Source organism: Paenibacillus sp. FSL R7-0272, assembly GCF_037969905.1.
Classification (GTDB): domain Bacteria; phylum Bacillota; class Bacilli; order Paenibacillales; family Paenibacillaceae; genus Paenibacillus; species Paenibacillus polysaccharolyticus.
In genome coordinates, this window is the sequence record NZ_CP150221.1 from 187,284 (window position 1) to 199,732 (window position 12,449).

At 46.5% G+C, this 12,449-nt stretch carries 10 protein-coding genes and 1 other RNA gene; all 11 read left to right on the forward strand.

Annotated features, from left to right (window positions below; translation table 11 throughout):
• Nucleotides 1–88: 88 nt before the first annotated feature.
• The 11 genes from MKY23_RS00915 to MKY23_RS00965 all read left to right on the forward strand — a co-directional run bounded on the left by MKY23_RS00915 (nt 89) and on the right by MKY23_RS00965 (nt 12,431).
• The gene (locus tag MKY23_RS00915; protein WP_090924797.1) at nt 89–1,270 is read left to right on the forward strand and encodes a phosphoglycerate kinase; all 1,182 of its coding nucleotides are present in this window, start codon (nt 89–91) and stop codon (nt 1,268–1,270) included.
• A gap of 33 nt (nt 1,271–1,303) precedes the next feature.
• Nucleotides 1,304–2,056, forward strand: coding sequence for a triose-phosphate isomerase (gene tpiA / locus MKY23_RS00920; RefSeq protein ID WP_221790108.1), 753 nt, complete (start codon nt 1,304–1,306; stop codon nt 2,054–2,056).
• A gap of 1 nt (nt 2,057) precedes the next feature.
• Nucleotides 2,058–3,602, forward strand: coding sequence for a 2,3-bisphosphoglycerate-independent phosphoglycerate mutase (gene gpmI / locus MKY23_RS00925; RefSeq protein ID WP_154891553.1), 1,545 nt, complete (start codon nt 2,058–2,060; stop codon nt 3,600–3,602).
• 244 nt (nt 3,603–3,846) lie between these two features.
• On the forward strand, nt 3,847–5,133 hold the full coding sequence (gene eno / locus MKY23_RS00930; RefSeq protein WP_090924800.1) for a phosphopyruvate hydratase: 1,287 nt from the start codon (nt 3,847–3,849) through the stop codon (nt 5,131–5,133).
• A gap of 234 nt (nt 5,134–5,367) precedes the next feature.
• On the forward strand, nt 5,368–5,601 hold the full coding sequence (secG, locus tag MKY23_RS00935) for a preprotein translocase subunit SecG (protein ID WP_090924801.1): 234 nt from the start codon (nt 5,368–5,370) through the stop codon (nt 5,599–5,601).
• A 590-nt stretch (nt 5,602–6,191) separates the two neighbouring features.
• Nucleotides 6,192–9,011, forward strand: a complete 2,820-nt coding sequence (rnr, locus tag MKY23_RS00940) for a ribonuclease R (protein ID WP_339834582.1) — start codon at nt 6,192–6,194, stop codon at nt 9,009–9,011.
• 156 nt (nt 9,012–9,167) lie between these two features.
• Nucleotides 9,168–9,650: an SsrA-binding protein SmpB gene (gene smpB / locus MKY23_RS00945; protein ID WP_090924803.1), complete on the forward strand. Its 483-nt coding sequence runs from the start codon at nt 9,168–9,170 to the stop codon at nt 9,648–9,650.
• A gap of 519 nt (nt 9,651–10,169) precedes the next feature.
• Nucleotides 10,170–10,534, forward strand: a transfer-messenger RNA (tmRNA) gene (gene ssrA, locus MKY23_RS00950).
• 91 nt (nt 10,535–10,625) lie between these two features.
• Entirely contained in the window at nt 10,626–10,823 is a 198-nt protein-coding gene (locus MKY23_RS00955) for a hypothetical protein (protein WP_056695291.1), read from the forward strand.
• Entirely contained in the window at nt 10,816–11,388 is a 573-nt protein-coding gene (locus MKY23_RS00960; RefSeq protein WP_339834587.1) for a zeta toxin family protein, read from the forward strand. The genes MKY23_RS00955 and MKY23_RS00960 overlap by 8 nt, the downstream gene beginning before the upstream one ends.
• A gap of 680 nt (nt 11,389–12,068) precedes the next feature.
• Complete coding sequence (locus MKY23_RS00965; protein WP_339834588.1) at nt 12,069–12,431, forward strand: hypothetical protein; 363 nt, start codon at nt 12,069–12,071, stop codon at nt 12,429–12,431.
• Nucleotides 12,432–12,449 lie beyond the last annotated feature (18 nt).

Here is a 12,449-nt window from a genome sequence, read left to right on the forward strand (position 1 = left end):
TTTAGTTAATTTCTCATGAACACCAGGACTGACAAGGGATTCAGCTCTTGAAAGGTTCACCAAATACATGGGTGCGGAGGAAATAGAGATGAACAAAAAAAGTGTACGCGATATCGAATTGAATGGAAAACGGGTATTTGTCCGTGTAGATTTCAATGTGCCGCTCGAAGATGGTAAAATTACAGATGACAAACGTATTCGTGCAACACTGCCTACGATCAACTTCCTGATCGAAAAAGGTGCAAAAGTAATCTTGGCGAGCCACATGGGACGTCCAAAGGGTGAAGTTGTAGAATCCATGCGTTTGACACCAGCAGCTGAGCGTTTGTCTGAATTGCTGGGTAAACCGGTTACTAAAGCGGATGATTCCGTAGGTGAAGCGGTTAAGGCTCAAGTCGCGGCATTGAACGATGGCGACGTATTGTTGCTTGAGAACGTTCGTTTCCACGCAGGCGAAGAGAAAAACGATCCGGAACTGGCAAAACAATTTGCTGAACTGGCTGACGTATTCGTTAACGATGCATTCGGCGCTGCTCACAGAGCACATGCTTCGACTGAAGGAATCGCTCACTTGCTTCCAGCAGTGTCCGGTTTGTTGATGGAAAAAGAGCTTGATGTGTTGGGTAAAGCCATCTCCAACCCTGAGCGTCCTTTCACAGCAATCATCGGTGGTTCCAAAGTAAAAGACAAAATCGATGTGATCGACAACCTGCTTAACATTGCAGACAACGTAATCATCGGTGGTGGTTTGTCTTACACATTCATGAAAGCTCAAGGCCACGAAGTAGGTCAATCCCTGCTGGATGAGTCCAAATTGGATGTAGCACTTGGCTTTATCGAAAAAGCGAAAAAATTGGGTAAAAACTTCTACCTGCCAGTGGATATCGTAATCTCTGACGATTTCAGTGCGGACGCAAACACAAAAATCGTTGAAGTTGGCGACATTCCTGCAGATTGGGAAGGTATCGACATCGGTCCTAAAACACGTGAGATCTACGCTGACGTTGTTAAAAACTCCAAACTGGTTGTATGGAACGGACCTATGGGCGTATTCGAAATCGAGCCATTCTCCCACGGTACTCGTGCAGTAGCAGAAGCTTGTGCTACAACATCTGCTTACACAGTTATCGGCGGAGGCGACTCTGCAGCAGCAGCTGAGAAGTTCAAATTGGCTGACAAAATGGACCACATCTCCACAGGTGGCGGTGCATCGCTCGAGTTCATGGAAGGCAAAGTGCTTCCAGGCGTAGTTGCATTGAACGACAAGTAAGCTTTAAGCTATAGCATGAAGGAGTTGAAACCAATGAGAACACCAATTATCGCGGGTAACTGGAAAATGTTCAAAACGGTTTCCGAATCCAATGACTTCATTCAGGAAGTTAAAGGAAAAGCGGAAGTCGCAGGCGTAGAAACAGTAATCTGTGCACCTTTTACAAACCTGCCATCTCTGGTAGAAGCTGTGAAAGGCACTAACATCAAAATCGGTGCACAAAATCTTCACTTCGAAGACAATGGTGCGTTCACTGGTGAAATCAGCGGTATCATGCTGAAAGAACTGGGTGTTGATTACGTGATTATCGGTCACTCGGAGCGCCGTCAGTATTTTGCGGAAACCGATGAGACTGTCAATAAAAAGTTGCATGCAGCATTCCGTCATGGATTGACTCCAATCTTCTGCCTTGGTGAAACGCTTGAAGAGCGCGAAGCAAACCAAACAAAAGACGTATGTAAAGTGCAAACCGAAGCGGCTTTTGCAGGTCTGTCTGCAGAGCAAGCGGCACAAGTCGTTATCGCTTATGAGCCAATCTGGGCGATTGGTACAGGCAAATCCTCCACATCCCAAGATGCGAATGAAGTTATTGCTTACATCCGTACATTGGTGAAGGATCTGTACAACGAGCAGGTTGCAGATGCGGTTCGTATCCAATACGGCGGCAGCGTGAAACCGGAAAACGTAACAGAATACCTCGGACAAAGCGACATCGACGGCGCACTTGTTGGCGGTGCCAGCTTGCAGCCGGCTTCGTTCATCGCGCTTGTTGAGGGGGCGAAGTAAGATGACAGCTCCAAAACCTGTAGCACTGATCATTATGGATGGCTTCGGTCTGCGTAACACGGTGGAAGGCAATGCGGTAGCGCAAGCCAAGAAACCGAACTATGACCGTTTCATGAGCCAGTTCCCACACACAACTTTGACTGCATGCGGTGAGGCTGTAGGTTTGCCGGAAGGACAAATGGGGAACTCCGAGGTAGGTCACTTGAACATTGGTGCCGGCCGGATCGTATATCAGGATTTGACCCGTATCTCCAAATCGATTCGTGACGGCGAGTTCTATGACAATGAAACACTTGTCAAAGCGGTGCGCGAAGCGAAACAGAACGGTAAAAAGCTTCATCTCTACGGCTTGTTGTCCGATGGTGGCGTACATAGTCACATCGACCACTTGTTCGCGATGCTGGATCTGGCTAAAAAAGAAGAAATGAATGAAGTATACATTCATGCCTTCCTGGATGGCCGTGATGTTATGCCGGATAGTGGTAAAGACTTCATGCAGAAGCTGATCGCTAAGATTGATGAAGTGGGTGTAGGTAAAATCGCAACGGTTCAAGGCCGCTACTATGCTATGGACCGTGACAAACGCTGGGAGCGTGTGGAGAAATCTTACCGTGCCATCGTTTATGGTGATGGGCCGAAATACACTGATCCACTCAAAGCGGTTGAGGAATCGTATGAGAAATCCGTATTTGATGAGTTCGTTGAACCAACGGTTATCGTTCAAGCGGATGGTGAGCCGGTAGGTCTGGTAGAGAGTGGCGATTCCGTCATCTTCCTGAACTTCCGTCCTGACCGTGCAATCCAGTTGTCGCAAGTATTCACGAACTCCGATTTCCGCGGTTTCGATCGTGGGCCGAAGTTCCCTGTGGGCTTGCACTTTGTGTGCCTGACGTTGTTCAGCGAAACGGTTGAAGGTTATGTGGCTTACTCGCCTAAAAACCTCGACAATACGCTGGGTGAAGTGCTGGTACAGAATAACAAAAAACAACTGCGTATTGCAGAAACGGAGAAGTACCCGCACGTAACCTTCTTCTTCAGCGGCGGCCGTGACGTAGAGCTTCCGGGCGAAACTCGCGTGCTGATTAACTCACCTAAGGTGGCGACGTATGACCTGCAACCGGAGATGAGCGCTTATGAAGTAGCCGATGCAGCAGTCCGTGAGATTGAAGCGGATAAACACGATGCGATTATCCTGAACTTTGCTAACCCTGACATGGTTGGACACTCCGGTATGCTGGAGCCTACGATCAAAGCGGTTGAAGTGACGGATGAGTGCATGGGTCGCGTTGTAGACGCGGTACTTGCCAAAGGCGGCGTGGTGCTGATCACTGCGGATCATGGTAATGCGGATATGGTGTTTGATGAGCAAGGACGTCCGTTCACAGCTCATACAACGAACCCGGTTCCATTTATCGTGACTGATCCAAATGTAACGTTGCGTGAAGGTGGAATTCTGGCCGATATTGCGCCAACGATTCTTGACCTGATGCAATTGCCACAACCGGAAGAGATGACAGGTACATCTGTCATTGCTACCCGTAAGTAAGTTGCACAGCCAACATATATGAAATTGGGAAGTTTGGCGTTTGCCCCTGAACGGAGGCAGCAGAAATGGTCTGAAGAAGCGTGAGCGTTCGCCTTTATCACTAGGATTCCAACCTATGAGAATAAGTTCAAAGGAATCCGGGGATAACAGCGATCGGAAGACGATTCTGCTGATGTAGTGGATAAGGGGAAACACAAGTGGTCCTAATTTTTAATAAATTCAAAATTAAAGGAGATTATCACTCATGACTATTATTTCTGACGTGTACGCTCGCGAAGTCCTCGACTCCCGCGGTAACCCTACAGTTGAAGTTGAAGTATACCTGGAGTCCGGCGCAATCGGACGCGCAATCGTTCCATCCGGTGCATCCACTGGTGCCCACGAAGCAGTTGAGCTTCGCGATGGTGACAAATCCCGTTACCTCGGCAAAGGCGTTCTGCAAGCTGTTAAAAACGTAAATGAAATCATCGCTCCAGAAGTAATCGGTATGGATGCTTTGGATCAACTGGGTATCGACAGATTGATGATCGCTTTGGATGGTACGCCAAACAAAGGTAAATTGGGCGCAAACGCAATCCTGGCTGTATCCATGGCTGTAGCTCGCGCTGCTGCTGATGCTCTGGAATTGCCACTGTATGTTTACCTGGGCGGATTCAACGCGAAAGCATTGCCAGTACCAATGATGAACATCATCAACGGTGGTGAGCACGCTGACAACAACATCGACGTACAAGAGTTCATGGTATTGCCAGTTGGCGCACCTAGCTTCAAAGAAGCTCTTCGCGTAGGCGCAGAAATCTTCCACAACCTGAAATCCGTACTGAGCTCCAAAGGCTTGAACACAGCTGTAGGTGATGAAGGTGGTTTCGCACCAAACCTGGGTTCTAACGAAGAAGCAATCACTACAATTATCGAAGCAATCGAAAAAGCTGGTTACAAACCAGGTGTTGACGTATTCTTGGGTATGGACGTTGCTTCCACTGAGTTCTACAAAGATGGTAAATACACTTTGGCTGGTGAAGGTAAATCTTACACTTCCGCTGAGTATGTTGACCTTCTGGCTTCATGGGTTGAGAAATACCCAATCATCACGATTGAAGACGGTATGTCCGAAGATGACTGGGATGGTTGGAAATTGCTCACTGAAAAATTGGGTGACAAAGTACAACTCGTTGGTGACGACTTGTTCGTAACGAACACTGAGCGTCTTGCTAGAGGTATTGAGCAAGGTATCGGTAACTCCATCCTGATCAAAGTAAACCAAATCGGTACCCTGACTGAAACATTCGATGCAATCGAAATGGCTAAACGTGCAGGATACACAGCTGTAATCTCCCACCGTTCCGGTGAGTCCGAAGACAGCACAATCGCTGACATCGCTGTTGCAACAAACGCGGGTCAAATCAAAACGGGTGCTCCTTCCCGTACAGACCGTATCGCAAAATACAACCAATTGCTTCGCATCGAAGATCAATTGGATGAGCTTGCTCAATACAATGGTCTTAAAGGATTCTACAACCTTAAAAAATAAGCTGTGTACACAGCTTTTCGGGCAAGCCGGGTAACCGGCTTGTCTTTTTTATGATTATATATGGTGCTGTAGAGTGTGGATGTAGTAGCTATATGAATACTTGGTGTCCAATTTTGAAATTTAAGGGAAATAGGGTGTGGTGTACTACTTGTATCACGCCTATAGCTATGCTACAATTAAAGTAACTGTTTTTATGGTCAGATGTTATGCCCACATGGGTAGGAGGTGGAAAGAATGGATATTGCTTTGAAATTGCTGCTCGTTGTTTTCTCGATCGGTCTAATCACTGTAGTATTGCTGCAGCACGGGAAAAGCGCTGGTTTGGCGGGTGCCATCTCCGGTGGTGCGGAACATCTTTTCGGTAAAACGAAAGCGCGCGGATTGGATCTTTTCTTGCAACGTGCAACGGTGGTACTGGGTGCAGGATTTATGATTTTGGCTGTTATTGTTACGATCGTTTCGAAGTAACTTGCAGTCAAGTTACAGCAAGAAACCGAATAGCTGAAGCCAATGGCTTAACGGATAAACCTTCGTTTCGTGCAGAAACGGAGGTTTTTTAGTAGAAATTTATTGCTCCAAAGTTTTCCATTTATATTCTATATAGGCCATCTAGTCCTTCATGAAATTGAGGGATACTGTATTTTGCTTGTAACTTCTGTTCGATTCCCCCTTACTGTTTTAGAGACCCATTTCAGGCAGGTATGCCCCGGCGAGATGTAAAAATCCTGTGATTAATACTTCAAACGTATAGATGAGATTTGTGGTAAAACTAATTTTCTAAATGCTAATTTAAATCAGATCGGGCATATCACATACTGCATAAACTGTTTGAAGGAGCAGACTCAAACGGCTAACTTGGAACGTTAAGAGACCAAGGGTCTTTTTTGGGTAGCTACGGATGGGCTGGATTGAATTCGTGTATACTAGGGTATGAGATAGTAAGGGCGCGGTAATCATACGCATTTTACTATATGGCATCTGTACGAATACGGCACGAATTCCGATACATAAAGAGAAGAGATCAGACTATACTCTTACGTTTCCCGAGGTGAAAACTAATGATAACCGAACAACAATTGCTTGACTTCATGCGGGAGACCGCTTATAAACCGATGACTTATCAGGAGCTGGAACAGCACTTTCAGATTGAAGATGCTGCTGATTTCCGAGCCTTTTTGATTATGCTGAATACGCTGGAGGAATCCGGCCAAATTTTGCTGACCAGTAACAACCGCTATGGTATGCCAGAACGTATGAATCTGGTGCGTGGGCGCTTGCAGGCGCATGCGAAGGGGTTTGCTTTTCTGATTCCAGAAGACCGCGAACACCCGGACGTATATATCCATGCCAATGATATGAAAAGTGCAATGAATGGCGATATTGTGCTTGTGAAAGTAACGTCCCAAGGGCCGTCCGGTGGACGTCTGGAGGGTGAAATTGTACGGATTGTGACGCGTGCAATTACACAAGTTGTGGGTGTTTTTCAGAGCCACGAAGTGTATGGATTTGTAATTCCGGATGATAAACGGATTAATCGTGATATATTTATCCCGCGTACGAATTTTGCCGGTGCTGTAGATGGACAGAAGGTTGTTGCCAAGATTGTCAGTTATCCGGAAGGCCGTGCAGCCGCCGAGGGTGAAATTATAGAGATTTTGGGTCACAAGGATGAGCCAGGCATTGATATTTTATCGGTCATCCGCAAACACCAGCTGCCTGAAGCTTTCCCGGATGAAGTGATGCAAGAAGCGGAAAAAGCACCGGACTCCATTACGGATGAAGAGATTATTCAGCAGGGACGTCGCGACTTGCGTGGTCTGAACATCGTTACGATTGATGGTGAGGATGCGAAGGATCTGGATGATGCGGTTAACGTGGAAAAACTGCCGAACGGCAACTACCGTCTGGGCGTGCATATTGCCGATGTAGGTTACTACGTGCGTGAGAACTCCAAACTGGATCAGGAAGCATATAATCGCGGATGCAGTGTGTATCTCGTGGACCGGGTTATTCCGATGCTGCCACAACGTCTGTCGAACGGAATCTGTAGTTTGCACCCACAGGTGGATCGTCTGACGTTGTCTTGTGAGATGGAATTTAACGACCAGATGAAGGTTGTGAAACACGACATTTTCACGAGTGTTATCAAAACGAAGGAACGTATGACCTATACCAACGTACGCAAAATCCTGGAAGGCGAAGAGCCGGAATTGCTTGAACGTTATAAAGACTTGGTGGATGATTTCCACCTGATGAAAGAGATTGCCTTGAAGCTACGTGCGATGCGTATGCGCCGCGGGGCGGTTGATTTTGATTTTGAAGAGTCCAAAATCATTGTCGATGAGAATTGCAAACCGGTGGATATTGTGAAACGGGAGCGTTCCATTGCAGAACAAATCATTGAGGAGTTCATGCTTGCAGCCAATGAGACCGTAGCGGAGCATTTTCACTGGCTTAAAGTGCCGTTCATCTATCGTGTCCATGAAGACCCGGATCAGGAAAAACTGCAAAACTTCCTCGCTTTTGCGGCGAATTTTGGACACCAGGTCAAAGGGCGTGGCAATGCCATTCATCCAAGGGCGCTTCAATCACTACTGGAGGATATTAACGGTACGAAAGAGCAGACGGTCATCAGCACGATGATGCTACGTTCCATGAAACAAGCGAAGTATGATTCGGAGATGTCTGGCCACTTTGGTCTGGCTGCTGAGTTCTATAGTCACTTTACATCCCCGATTCGTCGTTATCCCGATCTGGTTATTCACCGGGTCATTCGTGAAGTGATTGAGAACAAAGGAGCATTACCGGAGAATCGCCAAGAGTATCTGGCAAGCCGGATGTCGGATATCGCCCAGCAGTCTTCAGAGCGCGAGCGTGTGGCGGTGGAAGCTGAGCGCGATACGGAGAAAATGAAGAAAGCCGAGTACATGCTCGACAAGGTCGGCGAAGAGTTCGAAGGCATCATCAGCAGCGTAACCAGCTTCGGTATGTTTATTGAGCTGGAGAACACGGTAGAAGGTCTGATTCGACTTAGCGTACTGACAGATGACTATTACCATTTTGATGATCAGCATATGGCCTTGATTGGTGAACGCACATCCAAAGTATTCCGCATTGGCGACGAAGTCAAAATTCGCGTAGCACGTGTGAGTATGGAAGAGTACACGATTGATTTTGAAATGGTCGATATGAAGCCTCGTCGAGAACGCGATGGCGGTTTCGATCGTGGTGCTCGCGGTGGTAAAGGTGGTCGTCCTGGTAGCGGCGGCGGCCGAGGCGGAGCCAAAGGTGGCTTCGGTGGAAACCGTGGCGGAAAAGGCGGTGCTGCAGCTGCTGGTTCAGGCAGTAAACGTGACCGCGGCGGCAGATCTGCAGAAGAGAGTGGTAAAGGTGCCCGCGGTGGCCGTGGTGGAGCGGCAAATGCCGGAGCAAGCGCAGGCTCATCAGCAGGTGGGTTTGCTGGTAAAGGCAGCGGTAGACCGAAAGGTGAACGTCGTGCGAGTGATGCAAGTGCAGGCACAGGCGCTTCAGGTAGTCGTGGTAAAGGTGCGGTAAGCTTTGGTTTTGGTTCGGGTAAAGGCGGATACAGCTCTGCCCCGGCTGGTCAGGATAGCGGATCAGGTGAACGTAGCCAAGGAAATAGCCTGAATGGTAGCAGCCGTGGAGAAGGAAGCTTCAAATCCGGTAAGGGCGGTAGCGGTAAAGGTGGCAAAGGCGGAGGTAAACGTAAGAACACCTCACCTAGCGGTATTTTTATCGGGGAAAATGCTACACCGGGCGGCGCGCAAGAAGGCGGAGCACCTCGCCGTAAACGTAAGAAAAACAAAGGCGGGGCCGGAAATGGGACAGCCGCTTTTGTTAGGAAGAAAAAGAAGTAAGTGAGAAGCCAGAAGGGGCGGCGCAGGCCGCCTCTTTCTTGATTTTAACAGCCGTCCTTGCTACAATTAAGGTCTGGCACAGGTTTTTTGGTGCAACATGGATGCTATGCTGGTACAGCATGGTACGGGTTTATTTTACGAAGAAGGAGTGAGGACATGGGCAAGAATGATGGGCAGAATAAAGTGCTTGCACAGAACAAAAAGGCTTCCCATGACTACTTCATTGAAGATACGTATGAAGCGGGCATGGTGCTGACTGGCACAGAAATCAAGTCGATTCGTAACGGTCGTGCGAACATTGGAGACTCATTTGCAACGATTCGTAACGGTGAGATTCATATTCACAATATGCATATTAGTCCTTTTGAACAAGGAAATCGGCATAATCCGCTTGATCCAACACGCACTCGTAAATTGTTAATGCATAAGGTGCAAATTCATAAGCTACTTGGGTTGTCCAAGCAGGATGGATACAGCATTGTGCCGCTGAAAATTTATATTCGTAATGGCTATGCGAAGCTGCTACTTGGCTTGGGTAAAGGTAAGAAGCAGTATGATAAACGTGACACTGCCGCGAAGCGGGATGCTCAACGTGATATCCAACGTGCACTGCGCGAGAAGCAGAAGGTTGCGCGTTAAAAGAGAACGACGTTTCGCCAATGTTCATTCGCATCGATTCGCAATGTGTAGGTATGTTAAGCCTTATAGCTTAGCTGGCCGAGGCAGAAAACGATAAGCGAAGAATGATTAGAAACTCGGAATCGATGGAGCCTCGCAGTTTGCCTATGTATGGGTGAGTGTGAGGCTTTTTATTTTGTAGATTGCGTAAATTTGTGCATCGGTGGGTAAATTAATTAAACCAACGGTTGTAGCTGGGTAAACTTTACTTCCGCTGAGTCACGCGGTATAATATGTAGACGATTGAGCCTGATGGCTTGGTTAGTTGGATAGTCTGGATAACCTTTCATCTGCGCTCAGTAGACTGGATTGCTTTCCAGCAATCTGCACTATATCGGTGCTTCGGGCTGTGATATGATTATTCATGTAGCAGACAGGAATGCCGAGTATGTAAGAAACATCTTTTCACCTTGGAGGGATTAGATGTGCAGCACCTTTGCTCCGTATTCACGGATTAATCCTGGAGCCCTTCTTAATTGAGGGGGCGTTTATGGATTCGACGGGGATAGTTCGAGCATGGGTAGCGGGTAGTGGGGACGCGTCCGCTTCATCAACGCTAAAGCCTATTAAACGGCAAACAACAAACAAACTACGCTTTCGCAGCCTAAGAAACTGTGTGCGTGCTTCTACCCTGCATCGCCCATGTGACAGGACTAGGGGCTAACAAGTAGTGGGATACGCTGTCACATCTCCGCCTGGGGTGTGCTGAAGAAGACAATCAGGCTGACCCAACGTATAGCCGGTTACGGGGCGATACTCGGGTGACATCAAAACTGTGACTACACCCGTAGAAGCTTATGTGTCGTTATCTTCGGACAGGGGTTCGACTCCCCTCGCCTCCATTAGATTCAAATCAAAAGCCATCAACCAGTGTTCTGGTTGGTGGTTTTTCTGTTTATGATATAATAAGCATAAATTTAGATTGGGGGACTCCAGATGTTTGAAACTCGAGAACAGCTCCAAGAAATCTTAAAAAAAGCCAATCAACATGCGCGGAAACAAGCTAAAGAATCAGGTGCCTCAATTTATTATATAAAAAACAACAAACGTGTTCGTGAGGATGCCGCGGGTAATAAATTTGAAATTATATTTGATGCTACTGGGAAACGCCAGGAGTTTGAGTATCATGAATGAAATCAGACCAGTCATGACTGTGTTTGCGGGTACCAATGGAGCAGGGAAAAGTACACTTAGCATGCAAATGAGAGAGTGGCTTGGTGAACTGGTTGATCCGGATCAAATTGCTAGAGATTTGAAGCCAGAGAATCCGCGCAGTGCTGACCTATCTGCTGGTAGGGAAGCTGTAAAAAGGATCCGATCTCTCATTAAAAGTAGTGTAAACTTCGCTATTGAAACGACATTGTCCGGATCATTTGTTTTAAAACATATGGAAATTGCAAAAGCAAACAGTTACGAAATTGTTGTTTACTATATCGGTCTTGAGGATGTTCAAATGCATATAGATCGAGTTGCATCTCGTGTTGAACAAGGTGGACATTGGATTGCAGAAGAAGACATTCGTTATCGATATGGTCAGTCATTGAAGAACCTTATACCGGCTCTGGCCATTGCAGATCAGGTAATCATTATTGATAATACATACGAGCCTTTAATTGTTGCGGAAATCAGACAGGGTAATTTGATTTATTGTGTGGAGTGCATACCCGCATGGGCTAATCCTGTTCTTAAGGATTACTGATACTCGGGTGACATCAAAACTGTGACTACACCCGTAGAAGCTTATGTGTCGTTATCTTCGGACAGGAGTTTGATTCCCCTGGCTTCTATGCCTCTATTAGAGTCAAAAAACCATCGATCAGTGTCTGATTGGTGGTTTTTCTGTAGATTAACGAAGTACATTAAAATATAAAGAAAGGAGCCCTAATTGATGTATATACGATATTTTAAAGGTGCAGGCGGTTCATTATTCATAAGTATTCTAATTTATCTATTAACGGTACCAATCTACAAAGAGTATCTCACATTTCAACTGGGAATGATCGCTTTATACATTTATGCTAGTTGCATATTGGGGATCATCGTATATTCAATCCTTGTTAAGTATAAAAAAGAGACAAATTATATATTTTGTTTCTTGTTATATATCCTATTAGGAGGTTTGGCAGCTATAGCCTACTGGCCGCTATTTTTCATTTTTATAGCAGGTTCCGTGGTGTTTTATTTAGTTCAAGTAGTACAAAAAATAAGTTCCCTATAGTGTTGTCCATATCGGGGCCCATATTCTTAATTATAATCCTTATTCTGAACTAATGAAAAAGATATGAGCTACCCTTTTACAGGCCAAGAAGTCGATCCATTCTGTCTCGAATTCAATAAAACTGGTGAACAAGAAATACTACATAAAGGAGTGAACCCCAGATGAGTGAAAAGCACTGGCTTGTCGTGCAATATCCGCTAAAGAGTGCCAACGGTAGCAAACGTGATCAGTGGTTGAAGGAGAAGGTTATGGATTATCTTGAAACTGCTCTAACCCAGCATGAACTGGGGGAAGTGGATGGATGCGACATGGGAAGCAGCGTGGCTGATCCGAAAAAATATGTGATGAACATCTTCTGTGTGGTGGCGGATGAAGAGCGGGGCATAGCATTGGTCAAAAAAGTACTTCGAGAGAGCCGGCTAGATTACACCCGCATCCTCGTTGCAACTATGCCTTACGGCACAGAAGGCAGCTACACGCTGAAATTTGCCTCCAAAAAGGGCGTCACTGAGTTCTCGCTATAATCTCAACTACGTATTCAA

Bases quoted from the DNA above. Each gene is read 5' to 3' on its own strand.
- MKY23_RS00915 (WP_090924797.1), top strand. From the start codon at position 89: ATGAACAAAAAAAGTGTACGCGATATCGAATTGAATGGAAAACGGGTA.
- tpiA (WP_221790108.1), top strand. From the start codon at position 1,304: ATGAGAACACCAATTATCGCGGGTAACTGGAAAATGTTCAAAACGGTT.
- gpmI (WP_154891553.1), top strand. From the start codon at position 2,058: ATGACAGCTCCAAAACCTGTAGCACTGATCATTATGGATGGCTTCGGT.
- eno (WP_090924800.1), top strand. From the start codon at position 3,847: ATGACTATTATTTCTGACGTGTACGCTCGCGAAGTCCTCGACTCCCGC.
- secG (WP_090924801.1), top strand. From the start codon at position 5,368: ATGGATATTGCTTTGAAATTGCTGCTCGTTGTTTTCTCGATCGGTCTA.
- rnr (WP_339834582.1), top strand. From the start codon at position 6,192: ATGATAACCGAACAACAATTGCTTGACTTCATGCGGGAGACCGCTTAT.
- smpB (WP_090924803.1), top strand. From the start codon at position 9,168: ATGGGCAAGAATGATGGGCAGAATAAAGTGCTTGCACAGAACAAAAAG.
- MKY23_RS00955 (WP_056695291.1), top strand. From the start codon at position 10,626: ATGTTTGAAACTCGAGAACAGCTCCAAGAAATCTTAAAAAAAGCCAAT.
- MKY23_RS00960 (WP_339834587.1), top strand. From the start codon at position 10,816: ATGAATGAAATCAGACCAGTCATGACTGTGTTTGCGGGTACCAATGGA.
- MKY23_RS00965 (WP_339834588.1), top strand. From the start codon at position 12,069: ATGAGTGAAAAGCACTGGCTTGTCGTGCAATATCCGCTAAAGAGTGCC.